Below are 21978 nucleotides of genomic sequence, written 5' to 3'. Positions count from 1 at the left end.
TTTTTATTACCATGCGTGTTGTTTTACAACGTTCCAAAGCGGCAAAAGTCGTTGTTGCAGACCAAGTAATCGGGCAAATCGACAGCGGACTCGTTCTGCTGGTTGGTATCACCCATGGGGATACCATCGATGACGCCGTATATTTGGCCGATAAGATTGTCAATCTCAGGATATTTGAAGATGAAAATGAAAAGATGAACCACTCACTATTGGATGTAGGAGGTTCTATTTTATCAGTTTCGCAATTTACCCTGTACGGCGATTGCCGTAAAGGCCGTCGACCGAACTTCATGGACGCCGCCCGTCCTGAAGAGGCGAATGAATTATATGAAGCATTTAACGAGGAACTCCGCAAGAAAGGCGTCCATACGGAAACAGGTCAATTTGGTGCCATGATGGACGTTCAGCTTACTAATGATGGTCCCGTTACATTAATACTTGAAAGCAAAAAATAACCTGCTGCTGCAGGTTTTTTTGTTTGGGTAAATAAATGCCGACGAATGGACAAGCCAGCTTCGACGGGAAGCTGGCTTGTCTTGTCTTTATTTGAAATACCGCGCCAATCCATTATAGATAGCCGATGTGATCTTTTCTTGATACTCATTCGATGTTAACGTCAATTCTTCAACCGGATTACTTAAATAACCAAGTTCAATAAGTGTAGCTACACGTTTGTTTTCACGGGTAACATGAAAATTCCCGTAACGTGATCCGCGGTTGGGCACCTGCATGGTGGAACCGAGTGAATTGGCCAGTGTAGTGGCCAATGAACGTTGGTAGTCATGATAGTAGTATGTAGTTATCCCGCTCGTGATCTGGTCCTTGGTGCTATCATAATGGAGACTGATGAAAGCATCCGCGTTATGGATATGTGAAGTGCCGACCCGGGAAGGAAGTGGAACATAGGTATTGCCGCTTCTGGTCAGGATAACTTTTGCTCCTGCCGCCTGAAGTTTGTCCCGCAGCAACTCAGCCGTCCGGATCGTCAGATTTTTCTCAAGAGTGCCACCGACCCCTACTGTACCACTATCCCTGCCGCCATGGCCGGGATCGATAACGATGGTTTTATCCTTTAAATATTTTTCAACGCCAGGTCGTTGGATCTGTTCGGAATTCCCTTCGATCGTCACGATCCATCCAGCCACATAAGCGGTTTTTCCGCTCTTTAGTTTAATGGAATACCAGTCGCCTTCCTTACCTGATGCGGAGAACGTTTCACCTTCATTGACCTGCTCTACGATTTCCGAGTCACCATCAGGCTCACTTCTAAGGATCGTTCCGTCATGAATGATGGTTATCTTGTTTCCTTTTACATCAATCTTCTTTTCCTTAGTCGTTTGTTCAACATTCTCTTTTTCCAAGTACCAACTCACTACCCAGCCCTTTTTTGAACCGGAAAGCTGGATCTGCGTCATTTTCCCCTTTGTTTGCAAGATGGCGTATGTCTCATCCTTGTTCACCGAACCGATGACCTTGCTGCTGAGAGAGGCATCTTTCCTGACATTTAACCCTTCAGCGGTCACCCTTGCAGTCGCGCCTGCCATACTAATTTTCGTATCATCTTCATCTTCGCTAATTTGTATGTAAGGTTCAGCTACCCAACCCCGGACTCCTTGGAAATCAATTTCAGCCCATTCATTTTCAACCCTGTAAACGGTCACTGCCGTATTTTTATTCAGCTTTCCGAGCGCGGCACTGCTTTTCGATGGTTCCGAACGGACATTGAGCCGGTCCACCAAAGTGACTCCGGTTTTTACGGATTGATTCGTTTCTTTTACCTTAGTAGAATCTTTCTTCGCTGCATTCCCGGATGAGGCGGGAAGCTTAAGGTAGTCAGAAGAGACCCAACCTTCGATATCCGCCGTTTTGACCTTTATCCAATTTTCATTCTTTTCAATAATGTCAACAGCTGTTCCTTTACTCAAGGAACCAACCGTTTGAAATGTAGTTCCGGGACCTGTACGGACGCGGACGGAGCTACCGGATATCATACCTTGTCCGGATTCCTTTTTGACCTGATTGGTATCCGACTCCGATTTTCTCTCCACTAACCAATTGGCGACCCATCCTGTTTTGCCGACGCCAATCCGGATTTCAATCCAGTCGCCATCTTCTTTCAGAATTGGATACGATTCCCCTTTTGCCAGTTTTTTTACGATAGGGAAACTGAGACCTGCACCTTCACGGACATTGACCACTTTGGACGTCACGATAATTTCCCCTTCTTCTTTTCCAAAAGCATGATTGACGGGGAACATTGCTGAGATCATCAGCATCAGGATCAGGCAGAATAAACCCGATTTCTTCTTCATAAGTTGTCTCTCCCTTTTAATGTCTATATGTATGTATTCTCGTTCAATAAAAATTTCCCTCTTTCCCAGTGCAAAAAACATTTTTTTTTGGGAAGAATAAAGCTTATATAACTCGAGGAGGGAACCTACATGAAATTCAGCGAAAAAGATCAAACGAGCTTAAGCGGAGGCAATCAAGTATTAGGTGTCGATTTCCACGATTTCATCCAGAAGGAACAAAGCGCAAACCTGGTTGAATTGGCATCCGAATTCGGAGTCAATGTCCGGACGGTCAAAAATTTGAAAAAACATTTGAACCAATAAAATGCGACAAAATCCTCAGCCTGCCTTGACATTTGATGTTAACGTCCGTATGATTATAAAATATCAGACTTATTACTGCAATAACCAATGATGGAGAAGAGTAATTAAGAAACACATGAAAAGAGAGGAAATGCCGAGGCTGAAAGCATTCCACATGATGACTTAATGAAAGAACCCTCCGTAGGCTTCACTCCGAACGGTATTACTTAATAGGAGATGGACGTAAAACAGGCGTTAACTGTTTTTAAGCGGGGGCACTTATTTTTTGTGCTTCAACTAGGGTGGCACCACGGGATATCCAAACTCTCGTCCCTTGTAACGGATAAGTTACAAGGGGCGGGAGTTTTTTGTTTGGAAAAAATCAGTATAGCGCTGGATAAAGGGCGTTTTGCTTTAAAGGAGGAAACATATATGTCTATTCAGATTCCTAGAGGAACCCAGGATTTATTGCCTAGCCAAACGGAAATTTGGCAGTATATCGAAAAGACAGCGCGTGATATTTGTCACCGTTATCAATATAAAGAAATCCGCACACCGATTTTTGAACACACCGAATTATTTTTACGTGGTGTAGGTGATACAACCGATATCGTACAAAAAGAGATGTATTCATTTCAAGATCGCGGTGAAAGGAATTTAACCCTTCGTCCGGAAGGCACCGCATCAGTTGTTCGGTCATATATCGAGAACAAAATGTTCGGGTGGGCTAATCAACCGGTCAAGCTTTATTATATCGGCCCGATGTTCCGTTACGAACGTCCACAAGCAGGCCGCTTCCGCCAGTTCGTTCAATTCGGCATCGAAGCTTTAGGTAGTAAGGATCCCGGAATCGATGCAGAGGTTCTTTCACTTGCGATGAACCTATACAAAGAACTTGGATTGAAAAAGCTGAAACTTGTGATCAACAGCCTTGGTGATAAGGAAAGCAGGACAGCGCATCGCAATGCTTTAATCAAACATTTCGAACCTCGGATTGGAGAGTTTTGCGGCGATTGTCAGAACCGTCTGGAAAAAAATCCATTGCGTATCCTGGATTGCAAAAAAGATCACGATCATGAATTGATGAACACCGCGCCATCCATCATTGAATATTTAAATGATGAATCCCGTATTTATTTCGAAAAAGTGAAACAGCATCTTACGGATTTGGAAATAGAATTCGTCGAAGATCCTACACTTGTGCGGGGCTTGGATTACTATAATCATACCGCTTTTGAAATCATGAGTGATGCAGAAGGCTTTGGCGCCATTACTACACTTTGCGGAGGCGGCAGATATAACGGGCTGTCTGAAGAACTTGGCGGACCGGAAACACCTGGTATCGGATTTGCTCTTAGCATTGAACGCCTGATTGCAGCATTGCAAGCAGAAAACATCGAGCTTCCGATCAAAAAGGGAATTGACTGCTATCTTGTTTCATTAGGTGAAACAGCCAAGGATTATAATGTCAAACTTGCCCATCAATTGCGGAATGCCGGTTTTACTGTCGAAAAAGATTATCAAGACCGAAAAGTGAAAGCGCAATTCAAATCAGCCGACCGCCTGGAAGCGAGATATGTGGCGACACTCGGGGAAGATGAATTGGCAAATAATAAAATCAATGTAAAGTTCATGGAAACTGGTGAACAAGTCCAAATGGACCTTGCCACATTCGTTGAACAATTCAAAAAGCTACAGGCTTAAGGGGGAAATACCATGTTTGGCAGAACATACTTCAATGGTGAAGTGACAGAAGCAGCTATTGGTGAAAAAGTAACATTAAAAGGATGGGTACAAAAACGTCGGGATTTGGGCGGAGTAATCTTCATCGACCTGCGTGACAGAAGCGGAATCGTCCAAGTCGTTTTCAATCCGGACATTTCGGCAGACGCATTGGCCACAGCTGAAAAGATTCGTAATGAATACGTCCTTGATATCCAAGGGATAGTCATCAAACGTGATGAAGCCAACTTCAACCCGAATGTAACAACAGGTACCATCGAAGTTCAAGCAGAAAACGTTACAATTTTAAACGAGGCTAAAACCCCTCCATTCATCATTGATGAAAGAACGGATGTATCAGAAGATATCCGTTTGAAATACCGTTATTTGGACTTGCGTCGTCCGGCGATGTTCGAAACGTTGAAAATGCGTAACCAAGCAACAAAAGCAATCCGTGATTACTTGGACGGTGAAGGCTTCCTTGATATCGAAACACCTATCTTAACGAAAAGTACACCTGAAGGAGCACGAGATTATTTAGTGCCAAGCCGTGTACACGAAGGTGAGTTCTATGCACTTCCGCAATCACCGCAAATCTTCAAGCAGCTATTGATGGTATCCGGTTTCGAACGTTATTATCAAATTGCCCGCTGTTTCCGTGATGAAGATTTACGTGCTGACAGACAGCCTGAATTCACGCAAATCGATATTGAAACAAGCTTCATGAGCCAAGAAGATATCATTAACACCGCAGAAAACATGATGGCTAAAGTGATGAAGGATGTTAAAGGACTTGACGTAACACTCCCATTCCCTAGAATGACATACAATGAAGCGATGAGCCGTTACGGTTCCGACAAACCGGATACGCGTTTCGGAATGGAACTTAAAGATGTTTCGGAAATCGTGAAAGACAGTGATTTCAAAGTGTTCACCGGCGCTGTTGCAAACGGCGGACAAGTTAAAGCGATCGTCGTTAAGGACGGAAATGCGGATTATTCCCGTAAAGATATTGACGGATTGGCTGAATTTGCAGCGATTTACGGTGCAAAAGGCCTTGCATGGCTGAAAGTTGAAGAAGACGGAGTAAAAGGGCCAATCGCTAAATTCTTCGCAGAAGATCAACAGCAATTAGTATCCGTATTGGAAGCCGAAGTGGGCGATCTAATCTTGTTCGTGGCGGATAAAAAAGGCATAGTCGCCGATGCACTAGGAGCACTTCGTAACAAGCTTGGTAAAGAAAGAGGCTTGATCGATCAAAGCAAATTCAACTTCCTATGGGTGACGGACTGGCCATTATTTGAATACGACGAAGAAGAAGGACGCTACTATGCAGCACACCATCCATTCACAATGCCATTCCGTGAAGACATGGACAAACTGGAATCAGACCCAGCAAGCGTCCGAGCACAAGCGTATGACCTTGTCTTGAACGGCTACGAACTTGGCGGTGGATCACTGCGGATTTTCGAACGCGACGTTCAGGAAAAAATGTTCAAAGTCCTTGGATTCTCGAAAGAAGAAGCAAACGCACAATTCGGCTTCCTAATGGATGCATTCGAATACGGAACGCCACCACACGGCGGAATCGCCCTTGGATTGGACCGTATGGTCATGCTGCTTGCAGGCCGCACGAACCTTCGCGATACCATCGCATTCCCGAAAACAGCAAGCGCAAGCGACCTGCTCGTTGACGCACCGAGTGCTGTAAGTGACAAGCAATTGGCCGAACTTAACCTAAGGCTTGCTGCACTAAAAAAGTAATAAAACTGGGAAAAAATACGAAAAAATACCTAGATGCTTTCTCTTGAAACGGAGTTAAGCATTATGATATGATATCTTCAACAAGTAAGAGTCCTGATGTGTTCGTTCTTTAACCTATAAGTTTTGACCGAACACTTATAGTTACCGGGAGCACTAGTTTCCTGGCCGCGTAAATGCCTCCCTCGAAGAGGACTTACAAACGCGAGGAACCGAGCACCCACCTGCGGAGAGCGGGTTCAAAACAAAGGCGTAAACGGCACAATTGGGACTCTTACACATTACAAAGCAACTCATGTTAAATAACATGGGTTTTTTTGTGCGTTAAAATAGCGTAACTTACGAGTGAAAGCATGATATTGCGAGCGAATGGCGTGGATTCACGAGTAAATGCCGCAAACTCACGAGTAAACGAGCCGAATTCACGAGTAAAAAGCCTAACCTCACGAGTAAATAGCCCAAACCCACGAGTAAACCCCAAAAACTCTCGAATAAACTTCAAATCTCCCCATTTAAGTAACATTCCGCAATATAGATTCGTAAATTATAGTAAGGTTGGAATTATAATCAGCCAATGATAGAAAGTAGTGAGGGCTTTGAAAGATTTATTGAATGTAAAGAGGAACGAAATGCTTCAATTAGTGGAGCAGCTAGTGAATATAGATAGTGGTTCTCATACAAAAAAGGGTATTGATGAAATTGGTTCGATTTTAAAAGCGAAATTTGAAAGCCTGGATTTTATTGTGAATACCGTCGAGCAGCAGAATTATGGAAATCAGCTGGTCATCCAGCATCGTGAGGCGCATCAACCGCATATTCTGGTCGTCGCCCATATGGATACGGTTTTTCCAGAAGGGACAGCGCAAAAACGTCCTTTTAGTGTGAAGGGAAATCGGGCATACGGTCCTGGTATAGCTGATATGAAGGCTAGTTTAGTTGAGCTTTTTTATGCAGTCCTTTGCTTGAAACAGACGGGGCAGACAGGCTATAAGCATATTCAAATCATTCTCAATAGTGATGAAGAGATCGGGTCTCCGTCTTCCGCTTCACTCATATCTGAAAAAGGTGCCAATAAGAAGTTCGCGTTAATTCTTGAACCGGCAAGGACGGATGGTTCACTTGTCACGGCAAGAAGGGGATGCGGTCAATTTAAAGTGGATATAGTGGGGGTGGCAGCCCATTCAGGGATCGAACCGGAAAAGGGTCGGAGTGCAATTGAAGAATTGGCTAATAAGATCATTGCCTTACACCGATTGAATGATCAAAAGAAAGGTATCAGCGTTAATGTCGGCATGATTGAAGGAGGTTCTGCTGTCAATGCCATCGCTGCCCATGCGGCTGCTTTTGTGGATGTACGGATCTCGGAAAAAAAGCAAGAAGCTATCATTCTTAAACAACTGAAAAAAATCTGCGCTGAAACTTATATTCCAGGGACGAAAACGACATTAAGCGGGAAAATGGACCGGTCTCCCATGGAAAAGAACGAGAAAACGAACTTGCTTTTAGAGACTATCCGTCAGGCGGGGGAGGAAATCGGCATAAAAATAACAGATACGGCCACGGGTGGAGGTTCGGATGCATCTATTACTTCTGTATTGGGGATAGCGACGGTAGATGGACTCGGGCCCATTGGAGGGAATGCACATAGTGAAGAGGAGTATTTGGAAATTCCCAGCCTGACAGAACGGACTCTCCTGCTGGCGACCGTCCTTCAGAAATTAGCAAAAATGACCTAGTACACTAATTCCGATTAGACTGCTTATATTTCGCTTGTCATAAATGATGTTTATGATATATTGTTAATTGGGAAGCTAAATAAGAACAGAATTTATTGGAGTTGAATATATATGCTGCATCAGTTTTCACGAAATGAATTAGCAATAGGCAAGGAAGGCATCGATATCCTGAAAAACACGACCGTTGCTGTCCTGGGGGTAGGAGGCGTAGGTTCTTTTTCGGCTGAAGCATTGGCACGCACGGGGGTCGGCCGTATTATTCTTGTGGATAAAGACGATGTCGACATCACAAATGTAAACAGACAGATTCATGCACTATTATCAACAGTCGGTCAACCGAAAGCGGAATTGATGAAAAATCGCATTCAGGACATCAATCCCGACTGCGAAGTGATTTCCCTTAAAATGTTCTATACAGAAGAAACGTTTGAAGAATTCTTCAGTTATGGACTGGACTATGTCATTGATGCATCCGATACGGTCATTTATAAGATGCATGTGATGAAGGAATGCCTGAAACGGAATATCAAGGTGATTTCAAGCATGGGGGCCGCTAATAAAATGGACCCGACACGTTTTCAAATTGCCGATATCTCCAAAACGCATACCGACCCGCTTGCCAAGGTCATTCGTACTAGATTGCGTAAAGAGGGCATAACAAAGGGAATTCCCGTTGTCTTCTCCGACGAAAGTCCAATTGTCATTCGTGAGGATGTCCGAAAAGAAGTCGGCAATGATGAGGCAAAAATCCGTAAGGCCCAAATGCCGCCATCTTCGAATGCTTTCGTACCATCTGTAGCAGGCTTAATTGCAGCAAGCTGGGTGATCAATGATATTTTAAAAGATATTGAAGTACGCCGTGTAAATGATTGATAAGTTGACTGACTCTATACAGGGTCAGTTTTTTTTGTCTAATAGGAGATATTCCCTTTAAATAACTTTTTTATCCATATCATATAGACGGGGTCGAAAGAATGAGATAAACTATTTTCAGAATATTATTTTTTATTCAAATATTCTATTTATTAAAAAGAACATACAAAACAAGGGGGTTTCAAATGAAGAAGAAAAAGCTAGCAGGAGTGTTCCTATCACTTTCTTTGGTTGCAGGGACGCTGGCAGGTTGTAGCGGCGACTCGAAAACTAGCAGTTCAGGCGGGGGTTCATCCAAATCGGGTGACACGATCAAAATTGGGGCCAACCTTGAACTGTCCGGAGGTACGGCATCATTCGGCCAATCGGCTGCCGATGGTTTGAAGCTGGCCATCGATGAAATTAATAAAGAGGGCATCGACGGTAAAAAACTGGAAATCGTCAAGGTTGATAATAAATCAGATGCAGCAGAAGCTACAAGCGGTTCGATCAAGTTAGTCAGCCAGGACAAGGTTGTGGCTGTAGTCGGATCAGCGACAAGCACAAATACATTGGCACAGGTTCAGGTCGCACAGGATAATAAAGTTCCTCTTCTCACACCAACTGCAACAAATCCCGACATCACCAACAAAGCTGGAAAATTAAACGATTATGTGTTCAGAACTTGCTTTATCGATCCATTCCAAGGTACGGTGGCAGCCAATTTCGCATCTGACGAAATAGGGGCGAAGACAGCTGCGATCTATGTGGATAGCGCAAGTGATTATTCTAAAGGATTGGCCGCCGCTTTTAAAGAAGCGTTCACTGCCAAGGGTGGTAAAATCGTGGCGGAAGAAGCTTATGTTACAAAAGATACTGATTTCCGCTCTACATTGACACGTATCAAATCCGCCAAACCAGAGTTCGTTTTCCTTCCTGGTTATTATGAAGAAGTCGGATTGATCTTAAAGCAGGCCCGTGAAGACGGCATAGACCTTCCATTCATGGGTGGAGACGGCTGGGATTCCCCGAAAGTCGTTGAAATTGCCGGAGCGGAGGCTTTAAAAAATACCTATATCACGAATCACTATTCCCCTGAAGATGAAGATGCAAAAATCCAGGATTTCGTTGCAGCCTTCGAAAAGGAATACGATAAAACACCGGATGCCTTTGCAGCACTTGGCTATGATACTGGTTACTACCTGGCTGATGCCATCAAGAGATCTGGAGATGCTTCCCCCGAAAAAATCAGACAAGCGTTGGAAGAAGTCAAAGATCTTCAATTAGTTTCCGGAACGCTTAACCTTGATGAAAACCATGATCCGATCAAATCGGCGACCATCTTGGAATATGTAGATGGCAAACAAACATTCAAGACGAAAATCAATCCATAATACCTTACGTGGATAGGGGGCAAGTCCCCCCTATTCTATATTCACTTAAAAAACACCTTATCGGGGAGAGTGCAATATGGAACTGATTCAACAATTGGTAAATGGCATTTCACTCGGCAGCATTTATGCATTGATCGCGCTTGGTTATACGATGGTATATGGAATCGTCAAACTGATAAACTTTGCCCATGGCGACGTATTCATGGTTGGTTCATTTGTAGGGTTTTACGCCATTACCGTAATGGACTTATCTTTCATCCCGGCTTTATTGATTTCGATGGTCACTTGTGCCATCTTTGGCGTTTTAATTGAACGGATCGCTTATAAACCCCTTCGTAATGCAACACGGATTGCGGCCTTGATAACGGCCATCGGTGTTTCCCTTCTAATAGAAAATGGGCTGATTTACATCCGGGGCGCCCAGCCGGAAGCCTATCCAAATAATGTCCTTCCGATGGATAAACTCGATATATTGGGAGTTTCCATCAGCAGTCAATCGATATTGATCTTATCTGTATCCATCATTTTAATGATCATCCTACAATTCGTTGTCCATAAAACCAAAATCGGCAAAGCGATGCGTGCCGTTTCATTCGATTCCGAAGCCGCTAAGCTTATGGGAATCAATGTGAATAATACGATTTCAGCTACCTTCGCCATAGGCTCGGCTTTGGCAGGGGCTGCCGGCGTCATTTTTGGAATCTACTATATTAAAATCGAGCCGTTGATGGGTGTCCTTCCTGGCCTTAAAGCGTTTGTTGCAGCAGTCTTGGGCGGCATCGGCATCATTCCGGGAGCGATGGTCGGCGGTCTTCTGCTTGGAGTGATCGAGGCTTTGGTCAGTGCTGCCGGTTACTCATTATGGCGCGATGGTGTGGCTTTCGTCGTTCTTATCTTGATTTTGATTTTCTTGCCTCAGGGACTATTCGGTAAAAATAAAAGAGAAAAAGTATAGGGGAGACAAGGCGATGACTACTTTAAAGAATTCAAAGGGTTTTTGGCTCTCAATCGTGCTCGCACTTATTTTTTTCGGAATCATGCAGTACACCATTACAAACGGTATGCTTAATCCATTTTATATCAACACACTCATGTTCATAGGCATCAATATCATGCTGGCAACGAGCCTTCATTTAATCATTGGAATAACCGGGCAGTTCTCGATCGGACATGCAGGGTTTTTAGCGGTAGGGGCCTATGCTTCGGCAGTCATGACAATGAAACTGGAACTTCCTTTCATCATGGCAGTATTGACTGGGGGCATCATCGCCGCAGCTGCCGGCATGGTGATCGGGATACCCAGCTTGCGTCTGAAGGGGGATTACTTGGCGATAGCTACACTAGGTTTTGGGGAAATTGTCCGGATAGTCCTCTTGAATATTGAATATGTAGGCGGGGCAAGCGGGATGCAGGTTTCCCATCTGACTACATGGCCATGGGTATTTGCCTGTGTCATGATCACCGTCATAGTCATCCGGAATTTCACCAATTCGACTCATGGACGTGCATGCATATCCGTAAGGGAGGATGAAACGGCGGCTGATGCGATGGGAATCAATACGACCTATTATAAAGTGGCGGCCTTTGTCATCGGAGCTTTCTTTGCGGGAATTGCCGGATCGCTTTATGCCCATAATTTCTATATTATCCAGCCATCGAATTTCGGTTTCCTAAAATCCTTCGATATACTGATTTTCGTCGTACTTGGCGGTCTTGGAAGTCTTTCAGGTTCGGTTTTGGCTGCCATTTTACTGACGATCGTGACGACATTCCTTCAGGATTATCCGGAAACGAGGATGATCATATACAGTCTTGTCCTGATCTTGATGATGATCTTCCGCCCGCAGGGTTTAATGGGAACAAGAGAAATCACGACATTGTTCACACATAAAAAAACGAAAGGGGGCCCAAAGGATGGAAGCCACAATACCGTTGCTTAAAGTAGATTCGGTGGGTATCCGTTTTGGCGGATTGAAAGCCGTGTCCGATGTGAACATGGAATTATTTCCGGGGGAACTTGTAGGCCTGATCGGACCGAATGGAGCTGGAAAAACGACCTTCTTCAATTTGTTGACGGGTGTGTATGTCCCTACAGAAGGGACGATTGCCTTGAACGGGGAAAATCTAAAAAAGCAGCAGCCTTATAAAATTACCCGAAAAGGGATTTCGAGGACCTTTCAAAATATCCGCCTCTTCAGTGAGTTATCTGTGATCGATAATGTGAAGGTTGCTTACCACTCGCTTGCCAAGCATATGATCCCAAGCTCCATATTCAGGCTACCGGGACATTTTTCCGGTGAAAAGGAAATGGATGAAAAGGCGTTGGAATTCTTGAGGATTTTCAAGCTTGACCATTTTAAGGATGAAAAAGCGAAGAATCTTCCATACGGACAGCAAAGGCGACTGGAAATTGCACGTGCTCTCGCGGCAAACCCCAAACTGCTTTTACTGGACGAACCCGCAGCAGGTATGAACCCACATGAAACGAAAGAATTAATGAATCTCATCGCTTTTATCAGGAAGGAATTCAACCTTACCGTATTGCTCATCGAACATGATATGTCACTGGTCATGGGGGTATGCGAACGGATTTACGTACTTGATCATGGACAGCTTATCGCTCATGGAAAGCCGGAAGAAATCCGCAACGATCCTAAAGTTATCGAGGCGTATCTAGGCGAGGAGGTTTCATGATGCTGAAAATAGAAGACATCAATGTATATTACGGCAATATCCAAGCGTTAAAAGGTGTTTCCATGGAGATTAACGAAGGGGAGATCGTGACTCTGATTGGAGCGAATGGAGCCGGAAAAAGCACGTTGCTCAAAACGATATCCGGGCTGTTAAAACCAAAGCAGGGAAAAGTTCTGTTCGAAGGTGATCCGATTGGAGGAAAAGCTGCACAGTCCATCGTGAAAATGGGCATATCCCATGTACCTGAAGGCCGCCGTGTCTTTGCGAACATGACGGTTGCCGAAAACCTGGAGCTTGGTGCCTATTTGAGAAACGACAAAGAGGGCATCAAAAAGGATATGGAAAAGGTCCATGAGTTATTTCCGAGGCTGCTGGAGAGAATCAAACAGCAGGCCGGCACGCTTTCAGGTGGTGAACAGCAGATGCTTGCTATGGGCCGGGCTTTAATGGCGAAGCCACGTTTATTACTGCTCGATGAACCTTCGATGGGCCTTGCACCGCTGCTGGTAAAGCAAATATTCAACATCATACAGGAAATCAGTGAAGCGGGGACAACGATCCTTTTGGTCGAGCAAAATGCCAACCTTGCTTTATCCATTGCAGATCGGGCTTATGTCGTTGAAACGGGCCGAATCGTCCTTTCGGGCAATGCCGAGGAACTCACTTCAAGTGAAGAAATTAAAATGGCCTATTTAGGAGGCCACTGAACCGCCGTTTGGCGGTTTTTTTGTGGGGAAATGAGGATTGGGATATAAAAAATATACGAAGAAGCTTAAAAATGGGGTGAAGGTTCATGCAGGATTTTATACATTCAAATAGTATTATTCAATTTTGATATAGGAATTAAGACTAAAAAAGAGCAAAGGAACTGGGTTTAATTCCCTATCAAGATGCTTGTATTTTGGTAAAAATGTAATTAATAGGATGATATAAATGAAAGAATGAATAAATTTTTTTGAGTAGTAATAAAGGATTTTACAATATTAATATAGTTAAATTATCAGTTTTTTCTGATTATAACCACTGTTTTCGCAATATTTAAAATATATAAAAATAAAAACGACCTGTACATGCTGTGAAAAATATCCTATTAAGCGGAATCTTCTCGCAATTATTGTATAGACGGAATGAAAATTATGCGGTAAACTATTTTTCGAAATATTAATTTAATTTGAAACATTTCATCTAATCAATTTTTTCTGAAGCATCATGAATAAATATTCATGCATCAGAGCTTGATTACAAAATGGGGGGATTATTTATGAAAAAGAAAAAATTAGCAAGTGCATTCCTTTCTCTAACACTTGCTGCAGGAGTGCTAGCGGGTTGTTCCGGCTCTGGTTCATCAGATAAATCAAGTGGGGACGGTGATACGATCAAGATCGGTGTCAACCTTGAATTATCAGGTGGTGTAGCTTCATATGGTCAATCGATTGCGGAAGGCCTGGAACTTGCGACTGCAGAAATCAATAAAGAAGGCATTGACGGAAAAAAAATCAAACTAATTAAAGTCGATAATAAATCTGAAGCGTCCGAAGCGACAAGCGGAGCGATCAAGCTGACATCACAAGATCAGGTTGCAGCGATCGTAGGTGCAGCGACAAGCACGAACTCGATTGCACAAGTACAGATTGCACAAGATAATAAAGTGCCGGTCATCTCACCTTCTGGTACAAGCCCTGAAATCACTTTCAGCAAGGATAAATTGAACGATTACATTTTCAGGACAAGCTTCATCGATCCTTTCCAAGGGACGGTAGCTGCGAACTTTGCCACTAAAGAAATCAAAGCGAAAAGTGCAGCCATCTATATTGACAGTTCAAGTGATTATTCAAAAGGGTTAGCCGCAGCCTTTAAAGAACAATTCGAAAAAAATGGCGGAAAGATTGTTGCTGAGGAAGCTTACATTGCGAAGGATACTGATTTCCGTTCCACATTGACTCGTTTGAAATCGGCAAAACCTGATTTCATTTTCCTTCCTGGTTACTATGAGGAAGCTGGTCTGATCGTGAAGCAGGCACGGGAAACTGGACTTGACGTTCCATTCATGGGCGGCGACGGCTGGGATTCTCCTAAGCTAGTTGAAATTGCCGGTGCAAAAGCTCTAAATAATACGTTCATCACGAACCATTATTCTTCAGGTGATCCTGATGAGAAAATTCAGAATTTTGTGTCAGCGTTTAAAGCGAAGTACAAAGATAAATCCCCGGATGCATTTAACGCTCTAGGATATGACACAGGATACTTCCTTGCAGATGCAATTAAACGTGCTGGTTCAGCGGATTCAGAAAAAATCAAAGAAGCGCTGGAAAAAACGGCTGATCTTGAGCTTGTAACGGGTACATTCACATTGGATGAAAAGCATAATCCAATCAAATCTGCTACCATCCTTGAATTTAAAGAGGGAAAACAAGTATTTAACACAAAAATCAATCCTTAATTTCGGAGAACAACTCCAACCCTTTCGCCGGCCCTTCATCAATCAGAAGGTGCTGGCGAATTCTCATTTTTCAAGCATACCAGCTCGCTGAACATCCCCTAAGAGGAATGCAAAGAGCCTGGACTTATCACTTATAAAATATAGATTTTCAAGGAGAGTCGAACATGGAATTGATACAACAGTTAATAAACGGGGTTTCACTAGGAAGTATTTATGCCCTTATCGCTCTCGGATATACGATGGTTTACGGGATTGTTAAATTGATAAACTTTGCACATGGGGATGTCTTCATGGTTGGCTCATTCGTTGGATTTTACTCGATAACGGTTCTGGATCTATCATTCGTGCCCGCTCTATTAATCTCGATGACGGTCTGTGCGCTCTTTGGGGTATTGATCGAGCGAATCGCGTACAAGCCATTGCGTAACGCAACGCGTATTGCCGCACTTATCACGGCCATCGGGGTTTCCCTTTTGATCGAATACGGATTCATTTACGTCCGCGGTGCACAGCCGGAAGCTTATCCGAATGATGTATTGCCTGCAGACAAGTTCAATATTTTTGGAGTTTCCATCAATAGTCAATCGGTCTTGATTTTTGGAGTGGCTGTAGTCCTGATGATCATTCTTCAAATCATCGTTCATAGAACAAAAATAGGAAAAGCAATGCGTGCCGTTTCCTTCGACGCGGATGCAGCTAAACTGATGGGAATTAATGTTGACAACACGATTTCTGCCACCTTTGCAATCGGTTCCGCATTAGCTGGGGCAGCGGGCGTCATTTTCGGTATTTACTATATTAAGATCGAGCCGCTTATGGGAGTGCTTCCGGGATTGAAGGCATTTGTTGCCGCCGTACTTGGAGGGATCGGAATCATACCGGGCGCGATGGTCGGTGGCTTATTGCTTGGTGTCATCGAGGCATTGGTCAGCGCCGCCGGTTACTCATTATGGCGTGATGCCGTAGCCTTCGTCGTACTGATTCTTATCTTGATTTTCTTGCCACAAGGCTTATTCGGTAAAAACAAAAAAGAAAAAGTATAGGGGAGACAAAGCAATGACTACAATTAAGCGAGCAAAAGGTTTTTGGCTCTCGATTTTACTATCATTGATCTTTTTCGCCGCAATTCAAGTGTTAATCGGCGGCGGATCGCTAAATCCTTTTTATCAAAATACGCTCATGTTCATCGGGATCAATATCATTTTGGCAGCGAGCCTTCATTTGATCATCGGGATAACCGGGCAGTTTTCCATCGGACATGCAGGATTCCTTGCAGTCGGTGCCTATGCTTCAGCCGTTTTGACCATGAAGCTGCAAATGCCATTTGCTCTAGCGTTGATTGTGGGCGGTTTGGCGGCAGCGTTGGCAGGATTGATCATCGGAATTCCAAGCTTACGCTTAAAAGGCGATTACCTGGCGATTGCAACCCTGGGATTTGGGGAAATCGTCCGGATCATGCTTTTGAATATCGATTATGTTGGCGGGGCGAGCGGCATGCAGGTTTCCCATTTGACCACTTGGCCGTGGGTATTCGCTTCCGTTATCGTTACGATCGTCGTCATCAGGAACTTCACAAGTTCTACCCATGGAAGAGCGTGCATATCAATCCGTGAGGACGAGACGGCTGCCGATTCGATGGGGATCAATACGACCTATTACAAAGTTGTCGCGTTTGCGATCGGTGCTTTTTTCGCCGGAATTGCTGGAGGGCTATACGCTCATAACTTCTACATCATCCAGCCATCGAACTTCGGATTCCTGAAGTCATTCGATATCCTGATCTTAGTCGTACTGGGCGGCCTTGGAAGTCTGTCAGGAGCCGTATTGGCTGCCATATTACTGACTGTGGTCACGACATTCCTCCAGGATTATCCCGAAACCCGTATGATCATCTACAGCCTAGTGCTTATCGTCATGATGATCTATCGTCCACAAGGTTTAATGGGGACAAAAGAAATAACTTCCATGTTCAAACGTAAAGGAGGCAGCAGCCATGAAAATAAAAACACCGCTGCTTAAAGTCGATTCGGTCGGCATCCAGTTCGGAGGGCTTAAAGCCGTTTCCGATGTTAACGTCGAGCTGTACCCTGGGGAATTGGTTGGCTTGATTGGTCCAAACGGAGCCGGGAAAACCACTTTTTTCAACTTGCTGACAGGGGTTTACGTCCCTACGGAGGGAACGATTTCTTTAGAAGGGGAGGACTTGAGAAAAAAGCCTCCATATAAAATTACGCAAAAAGGAATCAGCCGGACATTCCAGAACATCCGCTTATTCAGCGAACTATCCGTGATCGATAATGTAAAGGTGGCCTATCATTCCCTTTCGAAGCATAGCATTTTAAGTTCGATCTTCCGGATGCCGATCCATTTTAAAGGCGAAAAGGAAATGGATGAAAAAGCGATTGAGTTCCTGAAGATTTTCAACCTGGATCAATATAAGGATGAAAAGGCGAAGAACCTGCCATATGGTAAACAAAGACGTTTGGAGATCGCCCGTGCGCTTGCAGCCAATCCGAAACTGCTATTGCTGGATGAACCGGCAGCGGGGATGAACCCCCAGGAGACTCACGAGCTCATGAACCTGATTGCCCTCATCCGTGAGAAATTTGATTTGACCGTATTATTGATCGAACATGATATGCCGCTGGTCATGGGTGTTTGCGAACGCATATATGTACTCGATCACGGACAACTGATCGCTCAAGGAAAGCCAGAGGAAATCCGTAACAATCCAAAAGTCATCGAGGCCTATCTGGGCGAGGAGGTTTCATAATGTTAAAAATAGAGGACATCAACGTCTATTACGGAAACATTCAAGCCTTGAAAGGAATCTCGCTTTCTATTAACGAAGGCGAAATCGTAACCCTGATCGGGGCGAACGGAGCCGGAAAAAGCACGATGCTGAAAACCATTTCCGGCCTATTAAAACCAAAACAAGGGAAAATCATATACGAAGGGCAATCAATCGGCGGAAAGGCAGCACAATCCATCGTGAAAATGGGCATTTCCCATGTGCCTGAAGGACGGCGGGTCTTCGCTAACATGACGGTTGAAGAAAACCTTCAGCTTGGAGCTTATTTACGCAAAGATAAGGCAGGCATCAAGCAGGATATGGAGAAAGTCTATGAATTATTCCCGCGTTTGCTTGAGCGCCTGAAACAGCAATCCGGAACGCTTTCCGGCGGGGAACAGCAAATGCTTGCAATGGGCAGGGCACTCATGGCCAAGCCCCGGCTTCTATTATTGGACGAGCCATCCATGGGACTCGCCCCATTATTGGTGAAGCAAATCTTTCATATCATCGAAGAAATCAATAAAACCGGTACAACCATTCTGCTGGTCGAACAAAATGCCAACTTAGCCCTATCCATCGCGGACAGAGCCTATGTTGTCGAAACCGGCCGAATTGTCCTATCAGGCAAATCAGAGGAACTGACCGCAAGCGAAGAAATCAAGAATGCCTATTTAGGAGGACATTAAACCGCATATGGCGGTTTCGGACTGTAGACAAACTCGAAGAAAAGCGAGTTTGCCTGCAGTTTTTTTAGTTTGTAAAAATCGAACGTTAATTTCCGCTCCAGGCACTCGCTTTCCGCGGGCGGTCCGCCCTCGACGCTTCGCGCCTGCGGGGTCTCCCTTGGACGCGTTTTCCCGCAGGAGTCTCGCACCTTCCGTTCCAATCACCTTTGTTTTAAAATTCAGATAGAACTCCATGTTGCCTGCAGTTTTTTTGTTTGTAAAACTCGAACGTTGATTTCCACTCCAGGCACTCGCTTTCCGCGGGCGGTCCGCCCTCGGCTTGCGCCTGCGGGGTCTCCCTTGGACGTGTTTTCCCGCAGGAGTCTCGCACCTTCCGTTCCAATCACCTTTGTTTTAAAAATTAGATAGAACTCATTTTGTCGACAAACCGCGACCGTTTTATAGCGGTTTTTTTGTTTTTTAAATAAGTTATTTTAACTAGTTAAAAAGGTTAGTAAAACCAAATCACGCGGTATACAATCTAGTTAGGGATAATAGTAGAATGGGTTCATGATCAAACCTCATCCGTAGCTATTGTTAATATTATTTTTTTGGAGTGATTTCATGCACAAACATATTCAGGCCTTACTGCCGGTATTATTGCTGTTTATGATTCTGCCAATCTGCCAGCCGGATGCTGCATCTGCAGAAGAGACCCCGCAATCAGATGGTGTCATCGTCAAATATAAAGAGACGAACGATGAGCCGATCAACGACTTGATAGAAAAGGTGGAGGTTCCTAAAGGGGAAACGACCGACAACCTGATCAAGGAACTTGAAGAACGGAAGAATGTGGAATATGCAGAGCCAAACTATCTTTTCAAGAAGATGGAAAGCCCGAACGATCCAGCCTACAATGACCAGTGGCATCATAAAAAGCTTGGTACGAATGCAGCATGGACAAAATCCATGGGTTCCAAGGAATTGATCGTGGCCATCATTGACGACGGTATCGATCGCAACCACGATGATTTAAAAGGGAAAATCGTCAAAGCCTATGATACTGTAAACAATCGGAAGAATATCATACCAAAAGGTGAACATGGAACGCATATCGCAGGCATCATTGCCGGTTCTGCCAACAACGGCATAGGTGGAACGGGAGTTGCGCCGAACATTAAACTAATGCCGATCAACGTTTTTGATGGGGAGTATGCCGATACTGCCGATATCATAGACGCCATACATTATGCCGTTGAGCAAAAGGCGAACATCATCAATATGAGTTTAGGAGACACCAGTTATTCGGAGGCTTTGAACAAGGCCGTCCAGGAAGCCTATAAAAAAGGCATACTGATCGTTGCGGCAGCCGGTAATGAAGGAGACATGGGGAAAAATGTACAGCGTGTCTACCCAGCTGCATTCAGCCATGTCATTTCCGTTGCCGCCACTGACTCAAAGGACAAGCGTCCCAGTTATTCCAACTACCATTCAACAGTCGATATTGCAGCACCTGGGGATGATATCCTTTCAACCTTACCAGGTGAAAAATACGGCTGGATGAGTGGAACATCGATGGCCACGCCCATGGTGGCGGGTGTAGCGGCACTGATTTGGTCCCATGAGCCCAAACTCAACAAATTGGAGGTCGAATACCGCCTCTATGATTCAGCCGTGGATCTCGGTTCGAAAGGGAAAGACATATACTATGGAAACGGGCGGGTCAATGCCAAGAAAGCGCTGGAAATGAAGACGCTGACCAAACCGGCCGTGACCGCGATTTCCGATAAGGACACCAAGATCAATGGGAAAATCCCAACCGATTTCAAAACGGGGACCGTCTCCATTTATACCGATAAAAAACAACTCGCCACAGTGAAGATCAACGGCGAAAAGACGTTTACAGCAACTATCGCAAAACAACCAGCAGGCACGACCATCTCTACTAGGGTCATTGATAAATCGGGAAATAAAAGCATACCCGTTTCATTTAAAGTGGTTGATAAAACGGCTCCAGCAAGACCTTCAGTAAATTCAGTAGGTGACAATACCGTAAAAGTTACCGGAAAAGCGGAAGCGAGCACTACCGTCACTGTCAAAAATGGCAGCACGATTCTCGGTAAAGCAACTTCCAATAGTGCTGGGAACTTCACCGTAACGATATCAAAAAAACAAAAAGCCGGAAAAGTCCTATCCGTTACAGCAACGGATAAAGCAGGTAATATAAGCTCGATCAAAACAGTGACCGTCACAGACAAAACAGCACCAAGTAAACCGACGGTCAACACAGTGACAACAAAAACGACAAAAGTAACAGGCAAAGCAGAAGCCAACTCCACTGTATCCATCAAAGCATCAGGAAAAGTGATCGGTTCTGCCACAGCAACGACTAAAGGCACATTCTCGGTTAAAATCCCCAAGCAAAAAGCCGGGAAGAACCTATATACCTATGCAAAAGACAAAGCGAAAAACGTAAGTGAATCGAGGAAAGTCACGGTTAAAAAGTGATAAAAAAACGACGGTCCCCAATATTCGATTTGGGGGCTGTCTTGCTGCTATCTTCGTTTTATTTTAAAAATACAAAAAAGGTGCTGCCATTACGTAGCACCCCAGCTTTACAATTTCTAAACGACTTCTTCTTGTTTTATTTTTTCTTTGAATGTAACCAGTCTATAAAGTCATCCCTGAAAACCCTCTTGGACCTTTTTAAACGAATTAAAGGAAAATCGGGATTTCCCATGTATTCATCAGCAGTTCTTTCACTAACATTTAAATAATCTGCCAAATGCTCTACAGTTAATAATTCTGGTAGTTGTGATATCTCATCCATTTCGTTCGTTATTATTTTTTCCCTTCTTTCATGAGTTACGTAATTTATATGCCCTTCTCCAATGCATACTGCTTCTTTCTTAGAACACTTAGGACACGTCAGAGTATCAATTCTATCTTCCATAACAGAAAGACGAGATACTACGCCAAACAGTGTTTGACAATTTTCACATAAATAAGTATATACACCTTCCACTTTCAAATATAACACTCCTTGACTTATCATTTGTTAAACTAACAAAATCTATAAGTAGCCAATCTGATATGTGATAGGCTTAAGCGCTTTTCACTAATCACTTTTCTATTATTGTGCTACCCCGAAGGTACTTCTCCATTGTTAAAGCCCTTCTCTAAATAGAGAGGGGCTTAATTATTAATTGTATAAATTAAAAATTCTTTTGTAGCTCTACTATATTTATTTATATCAGCAATTAATTAAAAAAAGGAATAAACAATTATTCTGAATTGTCTATATTCCCTATATAACATCAAGAAGG

20 protein-coding genes, 1 other RNA gene and 1 other annotated feature are annotated in these 21978 nt (G+C 43.9%); of the genes, 18 read left to right on the top strand and 3 right to left on the bottom strand.

The features are described 5' to 3' along the window. Positions 1–11: 11 nt before the first annotated feature. Positions 12–455: a D-aminoacyl-tRNA deacylase gene (gene dtd / locus QUF78_RS19070; RefSeq protein ID WP_289325890.1), complete on the top strand. Its 444-nt coding sequence runs from the start codon at positions 12–14 to the stop codon at positions 453–455. An 87-nt stretch (positions 456–542) separates the two neighbouring features. Here the strand turns inward: dtd and QUF78_RS19065 are convergent, their stop codons facing one another. Then, a complete protein-coding gene (locus tag QUF78_RS19065) occupies positions 543–2312 on the bottom strand; it encodes an N-acetylmuramoyl-L-alanine amidase family protein (protein WP_289325889.1) in 1770 nt (589 codons plus the stop codon). Between the two features lie 129 nt (positions 2313–2441). Between QUF78_RS19065 and QUF78_RS19060 the strand changes: the two genes are divergently transcribed. The 4 genes from QUF78_RS19060 to ssrS all read left to right on the top strand — a co-directional run bounded on the left by QUF78_RS19060 (position 2442) and on the right by ssrS (position 6353). Beyond that, on the top strand, positions 2442–2615 hold the full coding sequence (locus QUF78_RS19060; protein WP_289315514.1) for a hypothetical protein: 174 nt from the start codon (positions 2442–2444) through the stop codon (positions 2613–2615). A gap of 78 nt (positions 2616–2693) precedes the next feature. Then, positions 2694–2932 (top strand) — a binding site (T-box leader). 94 nt (positions 2933–3026) lie between these two features. Next, positions 3027–4298 (top strand): histidine--tRNA ligase, encoded by a 1272-nt coding sequence (gene hisS / locus QUF78_RS19055; RefSeq protein WP_289325888.1) that lies wholly within the window; start codon positions 3027–3029, stop codon positions 4296–4298. A gap of 12 nt (positions 4299–4310) precedes the next feature. Beyond that, on the top strand, positions 4311–6080 hold the full coding sequence (gene aspS / locus QUF78_RS19050; protein ID WP_289325887.1) for an aspartate--tRNA ligase: 1770 nt from the start codon (positions 4311–4313) through the stop codon (positions 6078–6080). 87 nt (positions 6081–6167) lie between these two features. After that, positions 6168–6353, top strand: a non-coding RNA gene (gene ssrS, locus QUF78_RS19045) — 6S RNA. A 63-nt stretch (positions 6354–6416) separates the two neighbouring features. Here ssrS and QUF78_RS19040 read toward each other — a convergent pair. Then, positions 6417–6545, bottom strand: coding sequence for a hypothetical protein (locus QUF78_RS19040; protein ID WP_289325886.1), 129 nt, complete (start codon positions 6543–6545; stop codon positions 6417–6419). 161 nt (positions 6546–6706) lie between these two features. Here QUF78_RS19040 and QUF78_RS19035 point away from each other — a divergent pair, with 161 nt between their 5' ends. From QUF78_RS19035 to QUF78_RS18975, 13 genes are all read left to right on the top strand, one after another. After that, positions 6707–7813, top strand: a complete 1107-nt coding sequence (locus QUF78_RS19035; protein ID WP_289325885.1) for a M20 family metallopeptidase — start codon at positions 6707–6709, stop codon at positions 7811–7813. A gap of 111 nt (positions 7814–7924) precedes the next feature. Further along, complete coding sequence (locus tag QUF78_RS19030; RefSeq protein ID WP_230155021.1) at positions 7925–8686, top strand: tRNA threonylcarbamoyladenosine dehydratase; 762 nt, start codon at positions 7925–7927, stop codon at positions 8684–8686. A 185-nt stretch (positions 8687–8871) separates the two neighbouring features. After that, positions 8872–10059: an ABC transporter substrate-binding protein gene (locus QUF78_RS19025; protein WP_289325884.1), complete on the top strand. Its 1188-nt coding sequence runs from the start codon at positions 8872–8874 to the stop codon at positions 10057–10059. A 76-nt stretch (positions 10060–10135) separates the two neighbouring features. Then, on the top strand, positions 10136–11014 hold the full coding sequence (locus QUF78_RS19020; RefSeq protein ID WP_098369668.1) for a branched-chain amino acid ABC transporter permease: 879 nt from the start codon (positions 10136–10138) through the stop codon (positions 11012–11014). A gap of 13 nt (positions 11015–11027) precedes the next feature. Continuing rightward, the gene (locus QUF78_RS19015) at positions 11028–11999 is read left to right on the top strand and encodes a branched-chain amino acid ABC transporter permease (protein WP_289325883.1); all 972 of its coding nucleotides are present in this window, start codon (positions 11028–11030) and stop codon (positions 11997–11999) included. Next, positions 11974–12753, top strand: coding sequence for an ABC transporter ATP-binding protein (locus QUF78_RS19010; protein ID WP_289325882.1), 780 nt, complete (start codon positions 11974–11976; stop codon positions 12751–12753). Before QUF78_RS19015 ends, QUF78_RS19010 begins: the two co-directional genes overlap by 26 nt. After that, the gene (locus QUF78_RS19005) at positions 12753–13460 is read left to right on the top strand and encodes an ABC transporter ATP-binding protein (protein ID WP_289315525.1); all 708 of its coding nucleotides are present in this window, start codon (positions 12753–12755) and stop codon (positions 13458–13460) included. The genes QUF78_RS19010 and QUF78_RS19005 overlap by 1 nt, the downstream gene beginning before the upstream one ends. A 554-nt stretch (positions 13461–14014) precedes the next feature. Next, a complete protein-coding gene (locus tag QUF78_RS19000; protein WP_289325881.1) occupies positions 14015–15193 on the top strand; it encodes an ABC transporter substrate-binding protein in 1179 nt (392 codons plus the stop codon). 164 nt (positions 15194–15357) lie between these two features. Continuing rightward, positions 15358–16236 carry a branched-chain amino acid ABC transporter permease gene (locus tag QUF78_RS18995; protein ID WP_289315527.1) on the top strand — a complete coding sequence of 293 codons (879 nt, stop codon included), beginning with the start codon at positions 15358–15360 and terminating at the stop codon, positions 16234–16236. A 13-nt stretch (positions 16237–16249) separates the two neighbouring features. Continuing rightward, positions 16250–17212: a branched-chain amino acid ABC transporter permease gene (locus QUF78_RS18990; RefSeq protein ID WP_289325880.1), complete on the top strand. Its 963-nt coding sequence runs from the start codon at positions 16250–16252 to the stop codon at positions 17210–17212. Beyond that, positions 17187–17966 (top strand): ABC transporter ATP-binding protein, encoded by a 780-nt coding sequence (locus tag QUF78_RS18985; RefSeq protein WP_289315529.1) that lies wholly within the window; start codon positions 17187–17189, stop codon positions 17964–17966. Before QUF78_RS18990 ends, QUF78_RS18985 begins: the two co-directional genes overlap by 26 nt. Further along, entirely contained in the window at positions 17966–18673 is a 708-nt protein-coding gene (locus tag QUF78_RS18980; RefSeq protein WP_063232914.1) for an ABC transporter ATP-binding protein, read from the top strand. Before QUF78_RS18985 ends, QUF78_RS18980 begins: the two co-directional genes overlap by 1 nt. 603 nt (positions 18674–19276) lie before the next feature. After that, on the top strand, positions 19277–21160 hold the full coding sequence (locus QUF78_RS18975; protein WP_289325879.1) for a S8 family serine peptidase: 1884 nt from the start codon (positions 19277–19279) through the stop codon (positions 21158–21160). A gap of 136 nt (positions 21161–21296) precedes the next feature. On the opposite strand, the gene QUF78_RS18970 is transcribed toward QUF78_RS18975, so the two are convergent. Beyond that, a complete protein-coding gene (locus QUF78_RS18970; RefSeq protein WP_289325878.1) occupies positions 21297–21683 on the bottom strand; it encodes a helix-turn-helix domain-containing protein in 387 nt (128 codons plus the stop codon). Between the last annotated feature and the right edge of the window lie 295 nt (positions 21684–21978).

It is taken from the genome of Peribacillus sp. ACCC06369, assembly GCF_030348945.1.
Taxonomy (GTDB): Bacteria; Bacillota; Bacilli; order Bacillales; family DSM-1321; genus Peribacillus.
Note: the sequence above shows the minus strand (reverse complement) of the source record. Positions and strands in the feature narration are given on the sequence as shown.

Bases quoted from the DNA above. Each gene is read 5' to 3' on its own strand.
- dtd (WP_289325890.1), top strand. From the start codon at position 12: ATGCGTGTTGTTTTACAACGTTCCAAAGCGGCAAAAGTCGTTGTTGCA.
- QUF78_RS19065 (WP_289325889.1), bottom strand. From the start codon at position 2,312: ATGAAGAAGAAATCGGGTTTATTCTGCCTGATCCTGATGCTGATGATC.
- QUF78_RS19060 (WP_289315514.1), top strand. From the start codon at position 2,442: ATGAAATTCAGCGAAAAAGATCAAACGAGCTTAAGCGGAGGCAATCAA.
- hisS (WP_289325888.1), top strand. From the start codon at position 3,027: ATGTCTATTCAGATTCCTAGAGGAACCCAGGATTTATTGCCTAGCCAA.
- aspS (WP_289325887.1), top strand. From the start codon at position 4,311: ATGTTTGGCAGAACATACTTCAATGGTGAAGTGACAGAAGCAGCTATT.
- QUF78_RS19035 (WP_289325885.1), top strand. From the start codon at position 6,707: ATGCTTCAATTAGTGGAGCAGCTAGTGAATATAGATAGTGGTTCTCAT.
- QUF78_RS19030 (WP_230155021.1), top strand. From the start codon at position 7,925: ATGCTGCATCAGTTTTCACGAAATGAATTAGCAATAGGCAAGGAAGGC.
- QUF78_RS19025 (WP_289325884.1), top strand. From the start codon at position 8,872: ATGAAGAAGAAAAAGCTAGCAGGAGTGTTCCTATCACTTTCTTTGGTT.
- QUF78_RS19020 (WP_098369668.1), top strand. From the start codon at position 10,136: ATGGAACTGATTCAACAATTGGTAAATGGCATTTCACTCGGCAGCATT.
- QUF78_RS19015 (WP_289325883.1), top strand. From the start codon at position 11,028: ATGACTACTTTAAAGAATTCAAAGGGTTTTTGGCTCTCAATCGTGCTC.
- QUF78_RS19010 (WP_289325882.1), top strand. From the start codon at position 11,974: ATGGAAGCCACAATACCGTTGCTTAAAGTAGATTCGGTGGGTATCCGT.
- QUF78_RS19005 (WP_289315525.1), top strand. From the start codon at position 12,753: ATGCTGAAAATAGAAGACATCAATGTATATTACGGCAATATCCAAGCG.
- QUF78_RS19000 (WP_289325881.1), top strand. From the start codon at position 14,015: ATGAAAAAGAAAAAATTAGCAAGTGCATTCCTTTCTCTAACACTTGCT.
- QUF78_RS18995 (WP_289315527.1), top strand. From the start codon at position 15,358: ATGGAATTGATACAACAGTTAATAAACGGGGTTTCACTAGGAAGTATT.
- QUF78_RS18990 (WP_289325880.1), top strand. From the start codon at position 16,250: ATGACTACAATTAAGCGAGCAAAAGGTTTTTGGCTCTCGATTTTACTA.
- QUF78_RS18985 (WP_289315529.1), top strand. From the start codon at position 17,187: ATGAAAATAAAAACACCGCTGCTTAAAGTCGATTCGGTCGGCATCCAG.
- QUF78_RS18980 (WP_063232914.1), top strand. From the start codon at position 17,966: ATGTTAAAAATAGAGGACATCAACGTCTATTACGGAAACATTCAAGCC.
- QUF78_RS18975 (WP_289325879.1), top strand. From the start codon at position 19,277: ATGCACAAACATATTCAGGCCTTACTGCCGGTATTATTGCTGTTTATG.